This window comes from Pantoea sp. alder81 (assembly GCF_020179835.1).
GTDB lineage: Bacteria > Pseudomonadota > Gammaproteobacteria > Enterobacterales > Enterobacteriaceae > Pantoea.
Genome location: NZ_JAIUDA010000002.1, coordinates 431,921 through 451,638 on the forward strand (window position 1 = coordinate 431,921; position 19,718 = coordinate 451,638).

A 19,718-nucleotide genomic window follows, 5' to 3' on the forward strand; every position below is an offset into this window, starting at 1 on the left:
CATCTCAAAGGAAATGCGCTTAAAGTGAGATCTTGCTGGCAGTTTGAAATCTGAACGTTCAAGGCAGAAAAACAGCATTCCGCTGCTTTTACGCGCACTTAAACCAGAAGTGTGCGATCGGGCTTTGACATTGGGGATCGGCATCGCTAATATGCGCCTCGTTCACACGATTCCTCTGTAGTTCAGTCGGTAGAACGGCGGACTGTTAATCCGTATGTCACTGGTTCGAGTCCAGTCAGAGGAGCCAAATTTAGAGAAGCCCGCTCAGGGAAACCTGAGCGGGCTTTTTGCTTTTCTGATTTGTTGATGACAAACGATGACGCCCGATCATTAATTATTCGGCCAGATTTCCTTAGGGCTCATTGCTTGTTGTATTGCAGAACGCTCAATACGAAAAGGCCGCTCAGAATTCACTGAGCGGCCTTAGCATTTCTGTTTTTATCTTCTTTATATTACCGTGCCAGCGAAGCCGCCTGACTCAGCGTCATGTTACGCGTTTCCGGTGCCAGCCATACCGAAACCAGCAGACCAATAAAGGAAACAATCGCGGCAGCATACATTGTGTATTCGATGCCCAGGCTTTGCAGGGAAATCGGCACCAGCCAGGTTCCTGCGGCAGAACCGATACGTGACATGGATGAGCCCATACCGACGGCAAAGGCACGTACTTCTGTTGGGAACAGTTCGTTGGGATATACCAGTTCCAGCACCTGCGCACCGCCGATAAACACCGCGTAGGCACCAAACATCACCAGCACCAGCATTTCTGAACCGTGCGAGAACATCCCTAGCGCCAGCAGTGCAAGGCTTGACCACAAGAAGCTGTGAATGATCAAACGGCGGCGGCCCATGGTATCAATCAAGCGGGTGGCGATTATGCAGCCCACCACAAACAGCAAGGTGATGGCGATTGAACCCAGTGATGCCCATTCGCCGTCCAGATTCAGGGCTTTCAATACCACCGGTGCGAACGAATACACCGCAAACATCGGCACAACGGCAGCACTCCAGAACACCGAGACAAACAGCATGCGTTTACCGTAGCCAGAGCGCACCAGATCTTTCAGCGTAACTTTGGCTTCCACCGACTCCGCTGGCATATTTTTCAGCGAGAATTCTGGACCGTAGACTTTCTTAATGATCTGCTCAGCCTCATTGAAACGACCTTTGCTGACTAACCAGCGTGGCGATTCCGGGGTGCCGATACGCAAAACGAACAAGAGCACACCCAGCACGGCCGGGCTGGCCAACACCAAACGCCATGCTGCATCACCGCCAAAGGAGAGGATCAGGTTGCCCACGATGTAAGCCAATGCCGCACCGGCAAACCAGAGAATGGTTAAACCAGCCAAACGTTTACCGCGATGTTTTTGCGGCAAGAATTCGGTCAGCAGCGAACCGGCGACGGGATATTCCAACCCGACTCCGACACCCACCAGGAAACGCAGGATAAACAGCGTGAGCGCCGATTCCGCCCAGAAGGTGCCGACTGAGCCGAGGATAAACAGAATAGGTCCGACGAAGAACAAGCGACGACGGCCAACAATATCGGTCAGCCATCCACCGAGAAAGCCACTGCAGAAGGTACCGAGCATCGCAGAAGCGGCCACCATGCCCTGCCAGAAGGTATCAAGTTGCAGATGTTGGGAAAACTGCACGATCGCCACGCCAATGATGCTCAGCACGTAGCCATCAAGAATCCAACCGCCGCCGGCGCGCAGTGACATCAACTGGTGAAAATTATTAAGTGGGACATCTTCAATAGATATATTGTTGTTGCTCATAACAGGGTCTCTCCTGAATTATTCATTTCTCTGCAGGCGCAGCGATCTGTCCAAATCAAAGCTGATTTGGCGGAACGTTAAAGAAATAGAAAAAACATCATTGACTGCTTTAGGTATTTCCCTGAACAGGAAATCGACCTCGAAATTGAAAAACCCTGCGTTTAATCCCTGAACTTAAATAATGAAATTAAGGATGGCCCACTTACAGGTCGTCTGCTTTCATCATTGATTAGCGGTGTGCTTACCCAAAACGCATTTGTTCGCTTTTGTCTGTTAATCACAGGTTAACTCCATGTTCAAACTATGCTGATTTTCAGGTGGTGTAAACATGCCCGGGACACCCAAAAGTTGAGATTGTGATCATCTCCAAAATTCATCTGGAAAAATAATTGGAAAAAGTTATACGTGCAACTTACTGATATTAAATAAATTAATTTTAATACTGGGTAAAAACATACTACTTAATTGTATTTCCTTTGTATTTTTCATGTATGCAAAAAGTTACGCAATGGGATGGTTTTTCGTGGGAAGGGAAGCTAGAAAGGAGGCGTTACTCGGTGTGGATGTGTGCGAAACAGTGCGTCAGATCGCACTGCTTTATTCGCGGATAGAGAGTCAGGAAAGGGAATTAAACGACAAACTCGTAATGTGAGCCGTCGGGGAGCTCAATGTTGAGGCGTAGTTTTCCGCCAGCGGCTTCAACATAGCGCTTAAGCGTCGAGAGTTTTAAATCCCGACCAGGTTTTTCCATTCCAGCTACAGTGGGTTGTTTAATATTTAACTGCTGAGCCATCTCCACCTGAGTTTTTTTTACTCTTTCACGCAATTCTGCAAGGTGGATATTTAACAATACTTCTTCAGCCATGGCGTTAGCTTTAGCCACCACCTCAGGCTTCTCAGCCGCAAGAAGCTGTTCGAGTGTTCTGCCCATGCCGTTACTCCTTTCTCTCTTCGCGTTGAAGATGATGGGTAAATTCTTTATCTGCGAGCGGGATCAGCTCAGCATAAAAACGCTTTTCATTGCCACATTTATGACCCGCACAAAGCACTACACCGCTGCGCCGGGGATCGAATGCGTAAAATGCCCGAATAGGATCACCTTTGCTCTGAATACGAAGCTCTTTCATATTGCTAAAACGAGAACCTTTGAGCGTGTCTGCGTAAGGCCTGCATAACGCTGGGCCTGCTTGTTGCAATACGATCAATGCGGACAAAACGCATGATCTATCAGTGTCGTCTTGCGCCACAAGCCAATCATCAAACGTGTCCGTTGTTATTATCTGCCACATGATACGCTCCTTGTAATATAGGTCAAATGCTATATAGGTTAAAGGCGATAATCAGTGTGGCGAAGCATCGTGAATCACGCACTTAATCTGTTAAAACATGTCGATACGCATTCCAATAAAAAATGCCCGCTCAGTTATCCTGAACGGGCATGATCTGCATCCACGTCGATGTTAATCCACGGCAGGCGGTAAAGGAGCCAACTCCAGGCTGCTGCGGAAATCACTGCCTTGATAGTCGCTATCCAGCAGATTACGGCGGCGTAGTTCAGGGAGCAGTCCATTGAGCAGCAAATCTTGCTGGTCGGGGCTACCCAGCCCGTGCAGGGAAATCACGTCCAGTACGCCCGCCTGGTAACGCTGTTCAATGGCATCGGCAAGTTGCTCTGGCGTGCCTGCCACAAACCAGTGGCCGGTCTCCTCGGCTTTGATGATCAGTTCACGTAGCGTCAATCCCTCCAACGCATACTGCCGGAAGATGGCAGCACGGCCCTGCCGGCGATGCACCTGTTCCAGTTGCGGAATCAGCGAAGCGGGCAATGGCTGATCGAGCGGCAGGTCAGACAGATCCACTTCACCGCCCAGCATATCCGTGACGCGCAATCTACCTGTTTCATAATTGATGCGCTCATGTTTGTCTCGCAGGCGACGTGCCACATCCGCGTCGCTGTCGCCAATGATGGAATGGAATGAGTTCATGATCAGCGGTGGATTCTGTTCGCGGCCAAAGCGTCGTGCACGCTGCTGCACATCTGCCACAAACGTCTGTGCCGCCTCAAAGGTCGGCTGCGAAGTGTAAATCACTTCGGCATAGCGCGCGCCCAGCGTCACACCCGCCTCAGATTGACCGGCCTGAAACTGCACCGGACGACGCTGTGGCGGTGGCGGTACGTTGAGCGGTCCGGCGACCTGGAAGAAATCACCACGATAGTGGATAGGATGCAGTTTGCGATGATCAACACGAATGCCACCGCTTGCCGTACGCTGCACCGCCGCACGTTCGTTGGCGTCATACAGCGCGTTCATCACCTCGATAAATTCTGTAGCGCGTGCATAACGTTCCTGCGGCGGTGGCAGCTGGCTTTCACCGAAATTCTCCTCACCGACTGAGGAAGTTACCGCATTCCACCCTGCTCTGCCGCCACTGATGTGATCCAGCGTAGCGACCTGGCGCGCCAGATTATAAGGGTGCAGCCAGCTGGTGCTGACCGTAGCGATCAAGCCGATCTGCGATGTGACCTGGCTCAACGCCGCTAAGGCAATCAGCGGGTCCTGTGTGCCGGTGGTGCCCGCCAAACCGGCCGGATCGGCCTGCAGCAAATCGGCGGTGAACAGCCCGGTAATCTTCTCGCGCTCCGCGATTTTCGCCAGCTCAATCGCGCGCGCGATACCCACGCCTGGTTGGCTGTCATTGCCCGCGGAAATCACACTGCTGGCACCTACTAATGTTTTGAGTTTTCGACGATACGTTTGCGACACCACAATCTCCTTTAGGCCTGGCGTGTGAAATCCGCTTTAACTGCTTGTAGCGCGTCTGCATCAATCAGCAGACGCAACCCGGTGCGTGCCAGCACCCGTGCGCCAATCAGTAACGCCTGATAGCCGCGATCAGAATTGGCGGCTTCGCGGAACGGCACGGTGTGAAAAATCAAATCATCTGGACCGATTTTCAGCCAAGGGTGCGCCGTGGGCACCGCATGGCTAATGTCCCCGGCATCGGTTGAGACTTTATTACGCTGGGGCGAGAGATCGACCTGCTCACCTGCCGCACGAAACTCTTCCAGCAGCACCGCATCCAGTGCAGGATTAAGTTTGAAATCACGCGGACCGATTTGATGATCAATCTCCACACGTGCACCGGTCGCCAGCGCCACACCTTCTGCAATCGCTCTTAATTTAGGCTCCAGGGATTCCACCAACTCGCGGCTATCAGCGCGAATGTAGTAGTGCGCCGAAGCGTATTCCGGGATCACGTTCGGTGCCTGGCCGCCATTGGTGATAATCCCGTGCACACGCACGCCATCCGGCAGCTGCTGGCGCAATACGCTGATGCCGTTGTACAGCAGCACCAGCGCATCCAGCGCGTTGATGCCTTCATGCGGCGCGCTGGCAGCGTGTGAGGGTTTGCCATAAAAGTGGAAATAGAGATGATTGTTCGCCAACGTTGATTCAGTGAGGCGCGTTTTACCGGATGGATGCACCATCAGCGCCACATCGACATCATCGAGCAGTCCGGCTTCAACAAACCGTTTCTTCACGTTGCCTTTTGGCCCGCCGGGACCGGCTAAACCGCCCTCTTCGGCTGGCGTTCCTAACACCACGACACGGCCGCCGGTGTGTTCCAGCACCTGAGACAGCGTGATGGCCGCCGCGACACTGGTGGTGCCGATCAGGTTGTGTCCGCAGGCATGGCCGATGCCGATCAGCGCATCGTATTCCGCCAGGAAGGCAATGGTCGGGCCCGGTTTACTGCTGGCTTTAACCGCGTAAAACGCGGTTTCATGTCCGGCGACGTTGCGCGTGACTGCAAAGCCCTGCTCAGTGAGCAACTGCGTCAACTGCTCACTGGCAAAGTATTCGTTGTTACCGGTTTCCGGCTTAGCAAAAATCGATTTCGCCACCGCAATATACGAGGCGCTGTGCTGTTCGAGATGGTTTTCCAGCGTAAGCTGAAGCGTGTTCAGCGGCATAACGGATTCTCCTGAATCAGGGCAAGTCAATGCCATCACTCTAAGCGCGTTAGCTGCTGATGTTTATCAAGAAATAGTGATAAGGATTGCGGGAAAAGGCACAACTGATTTACGGCAAAAATGCGCCATAAATTGCCCCGCGACGGTTATTTTGCCGCGGGCGATCCCGTATTGGGCGACCTGAAGGCTACCCCTGTAAAGGCTTGATGTGCTGGACATTCACTACGGTTGGCCACGCCTGTAAAACCACTAGCGACGCGAGTTATCGCGCGAAGTCTAGTGCCGCTTATCGATGTGCTGCACCAGTCGATCGCCAACCCACTGAATGCCACACACCAGCACAATCAACACCGCAATTACAGCGATCATCACTGAGGTTTCAAAGCGTTGATAACCGTAGCGGATCGCCAGATCGCCTAATCCGCCCGCACCAATCGCTCCGGCCATCGCTGATGCGCCGATCAATGCCACCAGCGTCACCACAAACCCCGAGAGAATGCCGGGCAGCGCTTCTGGAATCAGGACATCCCAGACGATCCGTAGCTTGCTGGCGCCCATCGCGCGTACCGCATCAATCAGACCACGATCCACATCGCGCAATGATACTTCGGCCACGCGTGCGAAATACGGCGTTGCGGTGATCGACAGCGGAACTATCGCCGCCCACGTCCCCAGTGAAGTCCCCACCAGGAAACGGGTAAACGGAATCAGCGCCACCAGTAAAATAATGAACGGCAGCGAACGAAAACCGTTGATGATCAGCCCCAGCACCCGGTTAATGCCGCGATGTTCCGCAATACCGCTTGGGCTGGTCATCACCAGAATCAGCCCCAACGGTAAACCGGCCACCAGCGAAAACAATCCTGAAATCAGCGTCATCAACACCGTTTCACCCAACGCGTTGAGCAATAAATCAATCATCACTGGCGACATAGCCCACTAACTCCACTTGCGCCTGCTGCCCGCGCAGCCAGCTGAGAATCTGTTGCTCATCGGCCACGTTGGCGACCGAAAGCGCGATAAAGAAACGCACGACGGCGTAGTGCTGAATATGGTCGACGCCACCCTGCAGTAAGCGGAATTTGCCCGGCAACGCCGCGGCAAAACGGGTTAACAGATCGCCCTGCACATCCTCGCCAGCAAAGTGCACGCTGTAGATGGCCTCCCCCTGCCGCTGCTGTGTCATCCGTGCGGCCAGCGCTTCCGGCAGCTGCGGCAATAAACCACGCAACAAGGTGCGTGTTAGCGCGGATTGCGGATGCGCAAACACCTGCCACACCGGGCCTTGCTCAATAATCTCACCTGCGTCAATCACCGCCACGCGGTGCGCCACAGACTTGATCACCTCCATCTCATGGGTGATCAGCAAAATAGTGATGCCCAGCTTTTGGTTGAGCGATTTCAGCAGTGCGAGGATGGAACGGGTGGTCTCAGGATCGAGCGCAGAGGTCGCTTCATCACACAGCAGCAGTGCCGGGCTTGCCGCCAGCGCGCGAGCAATGCCAACTCGTTGCTTCTGTCCGCCCGACAGCGCGGCTGGATAGTGATGTGCCTTATCCGCCAGCCCCACCAGCTCCAGCAATTCCGCCACGCGTTGGGCACGTTGCACCTTATCCAGACCGGCAATTTTCAGCGGCAGCGCCACGTTCTGCGCCACGGTTTTCGCCGACAGCAGGTTGAAGTGCTGGAACACCATGCCAACCCGACTGCGCACGGATTGCAGCTGTTTTTCTGACAGGCCGGTGATTTTCCGGCCTTCGATTTCAATGACGCCTTCGTCAGGTTGCTCCAGCCCGTTCAGACAGCGAATCAGTGTGGATTTGCCTGCGCCACTACGGCCAATCAGGCCAAGGATCTCGCCCTTTTGCACCGTCAGTGAGATATCGCGCAGCGCCTGGGTTTCACCAAACCGACGGGAAACGCCCTGTAAGCGCACCACACTGCCGCTTTCGCGAGCAAGACGTTCGCGGTCTTGCGCATTCTCCACCACACCACGTGTCAACACGCTATAGGGCGCTTCGGCTCCTGAGAAAATCGTCATGCTATTTCCTTACCAGGCCGTTTCGCCGGTGCCTTTATAGACCTTATCAAAAACACTTTTCACAGCGTCGTTCTGATACGAGGACACCAGCGTTTTCACCCACGGCGCGCTCACGTTCTCTTTCTTCACGGCGATAAAGTTGTTGTAGGGATTATCTTTGACCGGCTCCTGCGCAATACGATCGGCAGCCGTCAAACCACTTTTCAACGCCCAGTCGGTGTTCACCACCGCCGCGTCCAGATCCGGTACTGAACGGCCAATGATGCCGGAGTCGAGCTCTTTAATTTGCAGGTGATGAGGATTGGCGGTGATATCTGCCGTCGTGGCGGCAATGCCGACGCCAGGCTTCAGCTTGATCAGACCTTGCTGTTCCAGCAGCACTAAGCCACGCGCTTCGTTGGAAGGATCGTTAGGCACACCAATTACTGCACCGTCTTTCAGCTCAGCCGCCTTCTTCACTTTTTTCGAGTAAAGACCAATCGGCCACACTGCGGTATCGCCCACGCGCACGATATCGTAATGATTCACTTTGATTTGGTTGTTGAGGAACGGCTGATGCTGGAAGGCATTGGCATCCACCTCGCCGTTTTGCAGTGCCTCATTCGGCTGGTTGTAGTCGTTAAAAATCACGGTTTTCACCGTCAATCCTTTAGCAGCGGCTTGCTTGATCACTTCACGCCAGACGTCTTCATCCTCCCCGCTCATGATGCCGACTTTGACTGAGGTTTTATCGGCGGCGTGCGCCAGTGACAGCGGTGCTAATACGGTGCTCGCCAGCAGCAAAGCGCCAGCGGTTAACAAGAATTTATTTTTGGCAGAGGCCAGGCGTGTGTGCATAGTTATTTCCTAATCGTTATTATTGCGTCAGGTAAAATCGACTGTTGTGATGAACAGTTAGCCGCAGTATACGCAGATGCTTATTCCTGCATTATGATTTATCTGGGAATGCTATTCCTGAAAAGAATAAAGACGCACAGCCGCTCGCATCGCCACAAGTGAGAGAGTGGCTGTGATACCATGCCGTTTTGATTGACCTGTTATTGAGCGCTATGTCGGACACTACAACGAAACGTAAAAATGACCCGGAAGGGCTAAAAAAACGCATCCTTGCCGGTGCCCTGAAAACCTTCGCCGAGTTTGGTATGCAGGGCGCACGCCTGGAGCAGATTGCTGAACACGCGCAAACCACCAAACGCATGGTGGTGTATCACTTCGTCAATAAAGAGAAGCTGTATATCGAGGTACTGGAGCAGGTCTATCAGGCGATTCGTGAACACGAAACCGGGCTGAATCTGGCTAAGATGGAGCCCGAGCAGGCGATGATTAAACTGGTCGAAGCCAGCTTCGATTATCACGCCACCCATCAGGATTTTATGCGCCTGGTGTGTACGGAAAACCTGTTGCGCGGTCGCTACATTGTGCAGTCCGAGCGCATTAAAGCGTTGAACAAAAGTACGCTGGATCTGCTTGATGACATTCTGACGCGCGGTCAGCAGCAAGGCATCTTTATTGATGGCCTGAACACCGTGGACGTGCACCGCTTATTGAGCAGTATCTGTGTGCACCACGTCGCCAACCGCTACACCTTCCACTTCTTGTTTACCCCTGAGGATACGGAAGAGGACAGCATCCGTCGTAACCGCCAACTGGCCGTGACCGCAACGCTGCGCTACATCTGCAAGGCGCCTTAAACCTGGGCAGTGCTGTGATGGTCTACGCTTAAAGCTTTGGGACCGTCACAGACCTCAGTATAAGGAACGCCGTAGTGAACAGAGATTCCCTCCTTTATCCCCTTCGCAACCCGCAAAATACCGAGCACGACAGTGCCTTGTGGAACTGGGCGCAAAACACCGTGGTGGGCCAGCGTGAGCAAGTCCATCAGCCGCAAAACGAAGCCGAACTGCAACAGCTGCTGAGTTCGTCAACAGGCAAAGTGCGCGTCATCGGCAGCCGTTTATCACCCGGCCGCATGCTGTGTGTGAATGCCGACGATCTGTTACTCGACCTCAGCGCCATGCAAGGCGTATTGGGAGAGGATGACGACAGCATCACTTTCGCGGCAGGCACGCTGCTGCAGCAGGTGTTCGACGCACTCACCGCACGCAATCGCATGTTAGGCTGTTCGCCAGGCGTGATATCCGTTCAGACGCTGGCGGGCGCGATAGCGACGGGCACTCATGGCCAGGGATTGGATCAGAGTTCACTGGCGGATGAAGTGATAAGCATCCGCATGGTTATGGCCGACGGCAGCGTGCGGGAGTTTCAACGTGGCGATAGTGATTTCCCTGCGGCGCAAACCTCATTAGGTTCGCTGGGGATTGTGACCGCCGTGACGATGCGCACCGAGCCGTTTCGCCTGTTCACCTGCCATAAATTTGCCGAGTCTGCTGATACGCTGGAGCAGGATCTGCCGCGCTGGAATCAGCAGTATGAACTGAGCAAAGCCTGGTGGTTTGTGGATGACAACCTGATGCACGTCTGGAATGCCAACCCCGCCAGTGAAGCAGATGTCCAGGCGTGGCACGCCAATGGCGGCGAGGTGATCGAGCATGGCGATGACACTGACAGCAGTCTGAATGACACCATCGATCAGACGCTGGCGCACATGCATCGTGATACGCAGATTGAAGGCAAAGGCGGTAAACAATTCCGTACGGTCACGCGATTCCGCGATTTCACTGACCTCAGCGGCGACATCTACCAGCTGTTTTGTCGCGGTATTGCCGTGCCGCAAATCAACGTGGAAATTGGCGTGCCGTTAGAAAAAACGCCACTTATCATCAGCAAAATCAAAGCCTGGTACGCGGAGAATCATCCGCACATGCACTACCCCATCATCCTGCGTTGCACTGGCGCGTCGGAAGCCTGGCTCAGTCCGGCTTATCAACACCCCACCTGCTTCTTTGGCTTTGTGGTCTATTACGCCGATGACGGTTCGCTGTCTCAGGACGGTCTGCATTTCCTTACCGAAGTGGAGAAGCTGCTGGCGGCAGAGGGCGGCCGACCGCACTGGGGCAAATATTACGATCCGCAGCGCTACAGCTGGCGTGACATCTATCCGCAGTGGGATGCGTTCCGCGCGGTACGCGAGCGGCTGGATCCGCAGCATCGTTTTAGCAATGACTATATTACGGCGCTATTTGATTGAATTTTACGGGGGAGAAATTATGTATGCATGGGTAACACTGCTGACGCAGCCGGACTATTTTATCGGCGTAAAAGCACTGCACCGATCGCTAAAACGCAGCGAAACCGCATGGCCCTTAATTGTCATGGTCACTGATGCGATTGATATCGAAACGCGTGAAGCCCTACAGGAATTGGGATGTGTGATTCACCCGGTTGAACCGTTGCTGCCCAGCGCCGACCTGGAGCAGCACTACGCTTCTGCTCAATTCGGCGAAGTGTGGAGCAAACTGCGCGCATGGGAATTGACCGGCTGCGATCGCGTGGTGTTTCTCGATGCCGATATGCTGGTGCTGCGCAATATGGATGAGCTGTTTACGCTGGATTTGGGCGATCACGCTTTGGCCGCCTGCCACGCCTGCCGCTGCAATCCCAACAAGATCGCCAGTTATCCTGCCAGCTGGCAGCCTGAGAACTGTCACTATACCTGGCAGGATCGCGGTGAGCCGGCGCCCGCCAGTCTTGACCGTTATCTGAATGGCGGCTTTTTGGTGCTCGAACCGGATGAAGAGGTGTTTAACTGGCTACAGCAAAAAGTCGCCGCCATCACTGATTTACGCCGCTATCCGTTCTCTGAACAGGATTTGCTTAATGAAGTGTTTGAGAATCGCTGGCTGCCGCTGCCGTATATTTACAACGCACTGAAAACGCTGCCGTTCCAGCACAGCGCTATGTGGCAAGAGGATGAAGTGAAGAATCTGCACTTTATTCTGGCTAAGCCATGGAAACGCGACCTCAACCAACCCGAAAGTGAGCGCGACCGCTACTACGCATTGGATAAGCTGTGGTGGGAGTTAGGGGTTAATTAAGAAAAGAGGCGCACTTTGTAAAGTGCGCCTCTTTAATTTTAACGCCAGCCCAGCGCCGGTGCCGGTGCCACGTGGGTCAGGATGCTTTCCATCACGTGCGCACAGTAATCCACGCCTAACTGGTTCGGGATGGTGAGCAGCAGCGTATCTGCCTCTGCAATCCCTTCGTCCTGCGACAGCTGTTTGATCAGCTGCTCTGGCTCGGCTGCGTAGCTACGACCAAAGATGGCGCGGGTTTTCTCATCGAGGAAGCCTACGGAATCCTTATCTTGTCCGCTGCGACCAAAGTAAGCACGGTCGGTGTCATTGGTCAGCGCAAAGATGCTGCGGCTCACTGAAACGCGCGGGGCACGTTGGTGTCCAGCCGCTTCCCAGGCTTCACGGTAGGCGCGGATCTGCTTCGCCTGCTGGATGTGGAACGGTTCGCCGGTTTCATCATCTTTCAACGTCGAGCTTTGCAGATTCATGCCCTGCTGAGCTGCCCAGATGGACGTCGCATTTGAACCTGAACCCCACCAGATACGCTCACGCAGACCTTCTGAGAACGGCTCAAGACGCAGCAGTCCCGGCGGGTTTGGGAACATCGGCTGTGGATTCGGTTTAGCAAAACCTTCACCGCGCAGCACTTCCAGCAACTCTTCGGTGTGACGACGTCCCATATCGGCATCGGTTTCACCCTCTTTTGGGTTAAAACCAAAGTAGCGATAGCCTTCGATCACCTGCTCCGGGGAGCCACGGCTCAGACCGAGTTGCAGACGACCGTTAGAAATCAGGTCTGCCGCACCGGCATCTTCCGCCATATACAGCGGGTTTTCATAGCGCATATCGATCACGCCGGTACCGATTTCGATGCGATTGGTTTTCGCGCCGACCGCTGCCAGCAGTGGGAACGGTGAACTCAGCTGGCGAGCAAAGTGGTGAACACGGAAGTAAGCGCCATCCGCCCCCAGCTCTTCCGCCGCCACTGCTAAATCAATCGATTGCAGCAACACGTCCTGAGCGGAACGGGTGGCTGACTGTGATGACGGGGTCCAGTGACCAAAGGATAAGAAGCCAATCTTTTTCATGGTGAAATTCTCCAGGGGGACCGCACTGGCCCGCATATGATGCATTAGGTTTCGATGAAGAAAGGTTACGCCAGCCTTGAGGTGACTGATAGCCAATAGTTTTCGCGCGCTTCATCAACATTTTTGTATAAGTCATAAAAACACGGTCTTTGTGTTTATCACGGTGATCAATCATCGTGCGGAGCATTCATCCGTTTCGCAGGTTTATGGCATCCTCATGGCAAACGACTATATCCACGCACAGCAGCGTGAAGTGGTGCATCAACTGGGCCGCAGCTGGCTGTGGCGCAGTGAGCTACCCACCTGGGCTTTAATGGTGACGGTGTACAGCGGCTGGTTCGCCTGCGTGATTTACTGGCAAACGCTGGGACTGTTCGCCACCACTCTGCTGCTGATTGTGTTGACCACCTGGTATATGTCGCTGCAGCATGAGCTGATCCATGGCCATCCCACGCGTTTCCCTCGGCTCAACCAGCTGTTTGGCACCCTGCCGCTGGCGGTGTGGTATCCCTATGGGCTGTATCGCGATTCGCATCTGGCACATCACCGCAATCACACCCTGACCGACCCGGATGAAGATCCGGAAACCTATTACCTTTCACCGGAACGCTGGGCGCAGCTCAAACCGTGGCAGCAGCGCGTGATTCATCTGCGCAATACTTTTCCCGGCCGTTTACTGCTGGGTCCGCTACTGGATATCGCGGCCACGTTGAAGATGATGCTGCTGGCGCGGGACCGTGTAGCTATCAGCATGTGGGTGATTCATCTCGCACTACTGGCGGGGCTTTTTTACTGGATGCAGCAGCAAGGATTGTCGCCGCTGTGGTTCGTGGTTGCCGTCAGTTATCCGGCATTGGCACTGACCAAAATACGTTCTTTCTACGAACATCGGGCAGAAGAAGCGCCGCTGGCACGCTCCGTGAATAACGAAGCCGCGTGGCCGTGGCGTTTGCTGTTCCTGAATCTCAACTATCATTCTGTACATCACGATCTGCCCGGTTTGCCATGGTACGGTTTGCGCAAAGTCTATCTGCTGTATCGCGACGGCTACCATCAGCGCAATCATGGTTTCCGCGTCGCCGGTTATGGCGAGTGGTTGCTGCGCTTCTGGCGCAAACCGGTCAACGTTAACGCCCATCCGGGAACGCACAAGGATGCACAGCATGCCGATCATTTCATTGCCGATGTACGACATTCACCCTCCGACGACGCTTGGCCTGACCGCAGCGCTAACGACGCTGCTGAAACAACGCGGCGTGCAGGCTGAGGTTGAGTGGCACACCGATCTGTTACCACACTGGCGCGACGATAATGTGCTGTTAAGCCAGACCTGCGGTTATCCGCTGGTGAAATCTTTGCCTGACGTTCAGCTGGTCGGCGCGTTTCAATCCAACGCGCAAGGCTGTGAGGGACTGCGCTATCGCAGTTGGTTGGTGGCACGCAAGGAGGATGAAAATCTTACCCTGAGCGATTTTCGTGGCCGCCGCGCCGTATGCAACAGTGATGACTCGCACTCGGGCTACAACTCGCTGCGCTACGTGATAGCGCCACTGGCACACGATGGCGCATTTTTTAGTGATACGCAGTTAAGTGGCAGCCATCGTCAATCGCTGGCCGCGTTGCGTGAACAACGTGCGGATATCGCAGCGATTGACTGCATCACCTGGGCGCTGTTGCGTGCTCATCACCCTGAAGAACTGGCCGGGCTAGAGATTATCGGCGAGACCCCGCTGTGTGCGGCACTGCCGTTAATTACTTCAGCGAAAACCGACCCCAAAACGCTTGAGCATCTGCGCAGCGCACTGACCGAACTCACTATCGATAAGAAGTATCAGCAGCTGCTGCTAGCGAGTCTGATCAGCGGTTTTGCGATACCAGAACGGGCATTCTACGATGAGGTGAAAGCGTGGGAAGATCAGGCTGCGGAGTATGGTGTGACGGCACTTTGATTGCCTCTGCAGTTTTTTTGACGATGCGAGCCTGCAGTCCACAGCACCTTTGTTGATGAAAAGATGCTGTGGCCAGAACGTGGGTGCTCCTTTTGTTCACCTAAGCTTAGGATTCTCCGGTTAAGCCACGATTTGTTGACGGCGCTGTGCGGCAAACTGGTTTTCCGGTTCGGCTAATCCCAGATTCTCACGCAGGGTATCGCCCTCATACTCGGTGCGATAAATCCCGCGCGCCTGCAATAGCGGGATCACCTGCTCAACGAAATCATCAAATGCAGTCGGTGTTCCACCGCGTACGATAAAGCCGTCGGTCGCGCCCTCCAGGAACCACTGCGCTAATCCGTCTGCCACCTGCTGTGCAGTGCCGAGGAAACTCGGACGCGGAGTGGCTTCCTCCAGCGCGGCCTGACGCAAGGTTAAACCGTGCTCACGCGCATTCTGCTTAATCTTATCGGTGGTGCTGCGGAAGCTGTTTGCTCCGAGATCGCCAATCTCCGGGAAGGGTTCATCCAGTGCATACTGACTGAAATCGTGATGCTCGAAGTAGCGCCCCAAATACTCCAGCGCTTTATCAATGGTCACCAGCTCGGCGGTTTGCTGATAACGGCGCTCGGCGTCCTGTTCCGTGTCCCCAATGATCACGCTAATGCCCTGGAACACGCGGATATCATCGGCATCACGGCCACGCGCCACCAGGCGACGTCGCACGTCTTCACGAAACTCACGCGCCTCTTCCAGCGTCTCCTGGCGGGTGTAAATCGCATCCGCGGCTTCAGCAGCAAAAACTTTACCCGCCTCAGAAGCCCCAGCCTGGAACACAATTGGCCGTCCCTGCGGTGAGCGGCCAACATTTAACGGCCCCTGCACGGCAAAATATTTTCCCTTGTGGTTGAGGGTATGCAGCTTGTCTGCATCAAAGAATTGTCCGCTGGCCTTATCACGCACGAAGGCATCCTGTTCCCACGAGTCCCACAGCCCTTTCGCCACCTGCAAGTATTCGCTGGCAACGCGGTAGCGCTCATCGTGCTCCGGATGGGTAGCGCGTGAGAAGTTTTTCGCTGAGCCTTCCAGCGGCGAGGTCACCACATTCCAGCCAACCCGCCCACCACTCAGTTGATCGAGGCTGGCAAACTGACGCGCCACGGTAAACGGCTCGCTGTATGAGGTGGAGAGCGTTGCCACTAACCCAATTTTCTGCGTCACCAGTGAGAGTGCGGAGAGCAAGGTGATCGGCTCAAATCGGTTAAGGAAGTGGGGAATCGACTGCGGCGTGATGTACAGCCCATCGGCAACGAACAGGAAATCGATCTTCGCCTGTTCGGCTTTACGCGCCAGATCCAGCACGTAATCGACGTTGATGCTGGCATCGGCCACCGCATCTGGATGACGCCATGCCGACATGTTGCCGGAGACACCTTGAATAATCGCCCCCAGCCGCAGCTGGCGTTGTGTTTGACTCATAACATGCTCCTGTTAAGCGTGTGCGGGCTGCCAGTCGGGTATCACCGGCAACGCCTGAAGTAGTTTTTGTGTCCACGGATGCTGCGGTGCGGCAAACACCTGGGTTAGCGCCCCGCTCTCTACGATGTGACCGTTTTGCATCACCAGCACGCGATCCGCCAGATGCTGGATCACACCGAGATCGTGAGAGATAAACAGCAGTGCGGTGCCATGTTCGGCCTGCATCTCTGCCAGCAGATCCAGCACCTGCGCCTGCACCGAGACATCCAGCGCACTCACCGGCTCATCAGCCACCAGCAGTGCCGGATTCGGCGCAAAGGCGCGCGCAATGGCGACACGTTGTCGCTGCCCGCCGGAGAGTTGTTGCGGGTAGCGCTGCAGGAAGCGGTCACCAAGCTGCACTTCATCCAGTAACTGGCGCACGCGCTGACGTCGTGCATCGCCATACATACCGACGCTGTCGAGGCTCTCGCCGATAAGTTTCTCTACCGTGTAGCGTGGATCGAACGAGCTAAACGGGTCCTGCGCGATCAGCTGCAGCCGGGCACGGCGTGCTCGACGCGCCTTCTCTGGCAAGCGATCCCAGCGTTCACCTTCCAGTTGCAGCGTGCCGCTGTCGGGTTCGGTTAAGCCCATCACCACTTTCACCAGCGAGGTTTTGCCCGAGCCGGATTCGCCGACCACCCCCAGGGTTTCTCCGGCGTGCAGGGTGAAATTGATATTGTTGAGCACCTGACGGTCGCCGTAGGCTTTATTCAGGTTGATGCCCTCCAGCAGCGGTGTTTTGCCCGGCTTTGGGCGCGCGGGTAACGGTGTGGGTTCGGTGGCACTTAAGCGCAGCCCGCGCGTGGCGGGGGTTGGCACCGCGCGTAGCAGGCGCTGTGTCCAGGCATGTTGTGGGCGATTGAGCAGCGGCCCGCTCGCGCCCTGCTCCACCACTTCGCCATCGCGCATTACCAGCACGCGGTCCGCCAGCTCCGCCACCACTGCCAGATCGTGACTGATCAGCAGTAAGCCATGCCCGTCACGGCGGCGCTGAGCCAGCAGTTGCAGGATCTGGCGCTGCACGGTCATATCCAGTGCGGTTGTCGGCTCATCGGCAAGCAATAACGTTGGACTGCCCGCCAGCGCGGTGGCAATCAGCGCACGCTGGCGTTGGCCGCCGGAGAGCTGGTGCGGATAACGCGCCAGGCGACTCTCAGCATCATGAATACCTGCCGCTTTTAGCAGAGCCAGGCTCTTTTCCTCAATCGCATCACGATGTCCTGCGGCATTGAGCGCATCGCTGAGTTGCTGCCCAATACGGCGTAAAGGATCGAGGGAGACCAGCGCATCCTGCAACACATAGCCGATGCGACGCCCGCGCAGCGTGAACCAGTCCTGCCGAGTGGCCTGACGCATATCACGTCCATCAATGGTGAAACGATCGGCGCTCAGCACCGCGCCGTCGGGCAATAAACCCAGCAAACTGCGGGCGGTCAGGGTTTTACCCGAACCAGACTCACCGACTAACGCCACTGACTCACCCGGCAAAACCTGTAAGTTGAGGTTTTTCACCACCTGCTGTGGACCAAAGCGGATGCTGAGATTTTGAATATCGATAAAGGGTTGGCTCATGCGCTTCTTCCTTCAAAACGGGCCTGCCAGTGGCGGCCTAACGTATTCACCGCAATCACGGTCAGGGTGATAAACACGCCGGGCCACACCGCGATCCACCAGGCGTTGCGCAGATAGTTACGCCCTTCCGCCAGCATCAGGCCCCATTCGGCGGTCGGCGGTTGCGGTCCCATGCCGAGGAAGCTCAAACCGGCGGTGCCGATAATGGCAGTACCCAAGCCGAGCGTGGCTAAAGCGGGCACCTGGGCGATGGCGTGCGGCAGAATATGGCGGGTGATTAACGTGAAGCGTGACAAGCCAAAGGTGCGCGCCTGCTCAACGTAGCCGGAGGTCATTACGGTGTAGGTTTGCGCACGCACCACGCGGGCGAAGCGCGGCACGGAGGCCACACCTAGTGCGATAATCAGGTTATTGGTGCCGGGCCCGGTAAACGCGATCAGCATCAGTGCCAGCAGCAGATCCGGGAAGGCGGAGATCACATCCACCGCGCGGCTCAGCAGCTCATCGATCACGCCACGTGCCAGCGCGGCAGCCAGACCTAACAACGTGCCAAACAGCACCGCCAGCGCCATCGCGGCTACGCTGATCAACAGCGAGTAGCGGCTGCCGTAAATCACACGCGTCAGCAAATCGCGCCCCAGCTGGTCGGTGCCGAGCCAGTGGGCAGCAGAAGGTGCCAGCTGCGCATTAACCGGATCGGCCAGCAGTGGATCGTTATGGGTCAGCACGCCTGGGGCGATAACCGCGATGGCCAACAGCACCAGATAGGCTATCGCCAGCCACACGGCAGTGGGCAGTGATGAGGGAAGACGTTGCAATACCGCAATCATGATTTGTTCTCCCCACGCAGACGCGGATCGATCCACAGCGACAAAATATCGACCAGCGTACTCATCACCACGTAGATCAGTGCTGAGAGAATCGCCACCGCCAGCACCACCGGCAGATCTTTGGCCAGCACTGCATCGACGGTGAGTTTGCCGAGGCCAGGGCGACCAAATACCTGTTCAGTGATCACCGCACCACTCAGCAATCCGCCCACCAGCCAGCCGGTTAGGGTCACAGCGGGGAGCGCCGCATGCCGCAAGGCGTGGCGTAAACGAATGGTGGTTTCGCCCACGCCCCAGGCACGCAGCGTCAGTGTGAACGGGGCTTCCAGCGCACGCTCCAGCTCACGACGCAGCAACTGCGCCATCACCGCTCCTTGTGCCAGGCCCAGCGCCAGTGCCGGTAACACCAGCGCTGAAAACGACCGGTCGCCCGCCACCGGGAACCAGCGCAGCGTGAAGCTAAAAATAAACAGCAGCACAATGCCCATCCAGAATGACGGCGTAGAAGCCAGCAGCAGTTCAACGCTGTTGGCCACTCGACGCCCAACGCGAAGATGGGCCGTTGCAACAGCCATCACCACCGCAAACAGGATGCTTACCAGCAGAGCCGCCAACGTTAACTTGATGGTTGGCCACAGCTGCGTGGCCAGCAGATGGCTCACTTCGGTGTTGAGCATGTATGAGCGACCAAAGTCGCCATGCAGCACGCGCCAGATGTAGTGCAGGTACTGCCACCACAGTGGCTCATTCAAGCCCCACTCGGCGCGGATCGCTGCTTCAATAGCGGGTGTCCGCAGCTGTTCACCGATCAGCAGACTGACGATATCGCCGGGTGCCAGATGCACGCCGAGAAAAGCCAGCGATACTGCGGCCCACAGCACCAGCACGCCGCCGAGCAGGCGGCCGACAATGCGGCGCGACAGCTCACTGCGCCAGACAGCAGGCCGAGGCGGTCGCGGGGTGCGGGTTACGATGCTTTCCAGACTCATCTTCGCCTC

The 19,718-nt window shown here is 55.7% G+C and carries 18 protein-coding genes and 1 tRNA gene; 6 read left to right on the plus strand and 13 right to left on the minus strand.

Features of this window, described 5'->3' with window-relative positions; all coding sequences use genetic code 11:
• The first annotated feature begins 171 nt into the window (after window positions 1-171).
• A tRNA-Asn gene (locus LBW88_RS06970) sits at window positions 172-247 on the plus strand.
• Between the two features lie 205 nt (window positions 248-452).
• Here LBW88_RS06970 and LBW88_RS06975 read toward each other — a convergent pair.
• The 8 genes from LBW88_RS06975 to LBW88_RS07010 form a co-directional block, all read right to left on the minus strand.
• Window positions 453-1,784 carry an MFS transporter gene (locus tag LBW88_RS06975; RefSeq protein ID WP_224931429.1) on the minus strand — a complete coding sequence of 444 codons (1,332 nt, stop codon included), beginning with the start codon at window positions 1,782-1,784 and terminating at the stop codon, window positions 453-455.
• Window positions 1,785-2,412: 628 nt separating this feature from the next.
• Window positions 2,413-2,715 carry a helix-turn-helix domain-containing protein gene (locus LBW88_RS06980; RefSeq protein WP_224931427.1) on the minus strand — a complete coding sequence of 101 codons (303 nt, stop codon included), beginning with the start codon at window positions 2,713-2,715 and terminating at the stop codon, window positions 2,413-2,415.
• A 4-nt stretch (window positions 2,716-2,719) separates the two neighbouring features.
• Window positions 2,720-3,073 (minus strand): type II toxin-antitoxin system RelE/ParE family toxin, encoded by a 354-nt coding sequence (locus LBW88_RS06985; protein WP_224931425.1) that lies wholly within the window; start codon window positions 3,071-3,073, stop codon window positions 2,720-2,722.
• Window positions 3,074-3,244: 171 nt separating this feature from the next.
• Complete coding sequence (locus tag LBW88_RS06990) at window positions 3,245-4,549, minus strand: NtaA/DmoA family FMN-dependent monooxygenase (RefSeq protein WP_224931423.1); 1,305 nt, start codon at window positions 4,547-4,549, stop codon at window positions 3,245-3,247.
• A gap of 11 nt (window positions 4,550-4,560) precedes the next feature.
• A complete protein-coding gene (locus tag LBW88_RS06995) occupies window positions 4,561-5,760 on the minus strand; it encodes a M20 family metallopeptidase (protein WP_224931421.1) in 1,200 nt (399 codons plus the stop codon).
• Window positions 5,761-6,036: 276 nt separating this feature from the next.
• Window positions 6,037-6,693 carry a methionine ABC transporter permease gene (locus LBW88_RS07000; RefSeq protein ID WP_224931419.1) on the minus strand — a complete coding sequence of 219 codons (657 nt, stop codon included), beginning with the start codon at window positions 6,691-6,693 and terminating at the stop codon, window positions 6,037-6,039.
• Complete coding sequence (locus tag LBW88_RS07005; protein ID WP_224931417.1) at window positions 6,674-7,801, minus strand: methionine ABC transporter ATP-binding protein; 1,128 nt, start codon at window positions 7,799-7,801, stop codon at window positions 6,674-6,676. Before LBW88_RS07005 ends, LBW88_RS07000 begins: the two co-directional genes overlap by 20 nt.
• A gap of 9 nt (window positions 7,802-7,810) precedes the next feature.
• On the minus strand, window positions 7,811-8,638 hold the full coding sequence (locus LBW88_RS07010) for a MetQ/NlpA family ABC transporter substrate-binding protein (protein ID WP_224931415.1): 828 nt from the start codon (window positions 8,636-8,638) through the stop codon (window positions 7,811-7,813).
• A 212-nt stretch (window positions 8,639-8,850) separates the two neighbouring features.
• Here LBW88_RS07010 and LBW88_RS07015 point away from each other — a divergent pair, with 212 nt between their 5' ends.
• The 3 genes from LBW88_RS07015 to LBW88_RS07025 all read left to right on the plus strand — a co-directional run bounded on the left by LBW88_RS07015 (window position 8,851) and on the right by LBW88_RS07025 (window position 11,796).
• Window positions 8,851-9,492 (plus strand): TetR family transcriptional regulator, encoded by a 642-nt coding sequence (locus LBW88_RS07015; protein ID WP_200538234.1) that lies wholly within the window; start codon window positions 8,851-8,853, stop codon window positions 9,490-9,492.
• Between the two features lie 74 nt (window positions 9,493-9,566).
• Window positions 9,567-10,949 (plus strand): D-arabinono-1,4-lactone oxidase, encoded by a 1,383-nt coding sequence (locus LBW88_RS07020; protein WP_224931413.1) that lies wholly within the window; start codon window positions 9,567-9,569, stop codon window positions 10,947-10,949.
• Window positions 10,950-10,968: 19 nt separating this feature from the next.
• Complete coding sequence (locus LBW88_RS07025; protein WP_224931411.1) at window positions 10,969-11,796, plus strand: glycosyltransferase family 8 protein; 828 nt, start codon at window positions 10,969-10,971, stop codon at window positions 11,794-11,796.
• Window positions 11,797-11,834: 38 nt separating this feature from the next.
• Here the strand turns inward: LBW88_RS07025 and LBW88_RS07030 are convergent, their stop codons facing one another.
• Entirely contained in the window at window positions 11,835-12,863 is a 1,029-nt protein-coding gene (locus LBW88_RS07030; RefSeq protein WP_224931409.1) for an LLM class flavin-dependent oxidoreductase, read from the minus strand.
• A gap of 217 nt (window positions 12,864-13,080) precedes the next feature.
• Here LBW88_RS07030 and LBW88_RS07035 point away from each other — a divergent pair, with 217 nt between their 5' ends.
• Together LBW88_RS07035 and LBW88_RS07040 are read left to right on the plus strand one after the other, a co-directional pair.
• On the plus strand, window positions 13,081-14,130 hold the full coding sequence (locus tag LBW88_RS07035) for a fatty acid desaturase (RefSeq protein ID WP_224931407.1): 1,050 nt from the start codon (window positions 13,081-13,083) through the stop codon (window positions 14,128-14,130).
• Window positions 14,027-14,812: a phosphate/phosphite/phosphonate ABC transporter substrate-binding protein gene (locus tag LBW88_RS07040; protein WP_414004076.1), complete on the plus strand. Its 786-nt coding sequence runs from the start codon at window positions 14,027-14,029 to the stop codon at window positions 14,810-14,812. The genes LBW88_RS07035 and LBW88_RS07040 overlap by 104 nt, the downstream gene beginning before the upstream one ends.
• Window positions 14,813-14,932: 120 nt before the next feature.
• Here LBW88_RS07040 and LBW88_RS07045 read toward each other — a convergent pair whose 3' ends face one another.
• The 4 genes from LBW88_RS07045 to LBW88_RS07060 are packed head-to-tail and all read right to left on the minus strand — an operon-like array spanning window position 14,933 to window position 19,709.
• Entirely contained in the window at window positions 14,933-16,273 is a 1,341-nt protein-coding gene (locus tag LBW88_RS07045) for an LLM class flavin-dependent oxidoreductase (protein WP_224931404.1), read from the minus strand.
• A gap of 12 nt (window positions 16,274-16,285) precedes the next feature.
• On the minus strand, window positions 16,286-17,890 hold the full coding sequence (locus LBW88_RS07050) for a dipeptide ABC transporter ATP-binding protein (protein WP_224931402.1): 1,605 nt from the start codon (window positions 17,888-17,890) through the stop codon (window positions 16,286-16,288).
• Window positions 17,887-18,720: an ABC transporter permease gene (locus tag LBW88_RS07055; RefSeq protein ID WP_224931400.1), complete on the minus strand. Its 834-nt coding sequence runs from the start codon at window positions 18,718-18,720 to the stop codon at window positions 17,887-17,889. Before LBW88_RS07055 ends, LBW88_RS07050 begins: the two co-directional genes overlap by 4 nt.
• The gene (locus tag LBW88_RS07060; protein WP_320442532.1) at window positions 18,717-19,709 is read right to left on the minus strand and encodes an ABC transporter permease; all 993 of its coding nucleotides are present in this window, start codon (window positions 19,707-19,709) and stop codon (window positions 18,717-18,719) included. The genes LBW88_RS07055 and LBW88_RS07060 overlap by 4 nt, the downstream gene beginning before the upstream one ends.
• Between the last annotated feature and the right edge of the window lie 9 nt (window positions 19,710-19,718).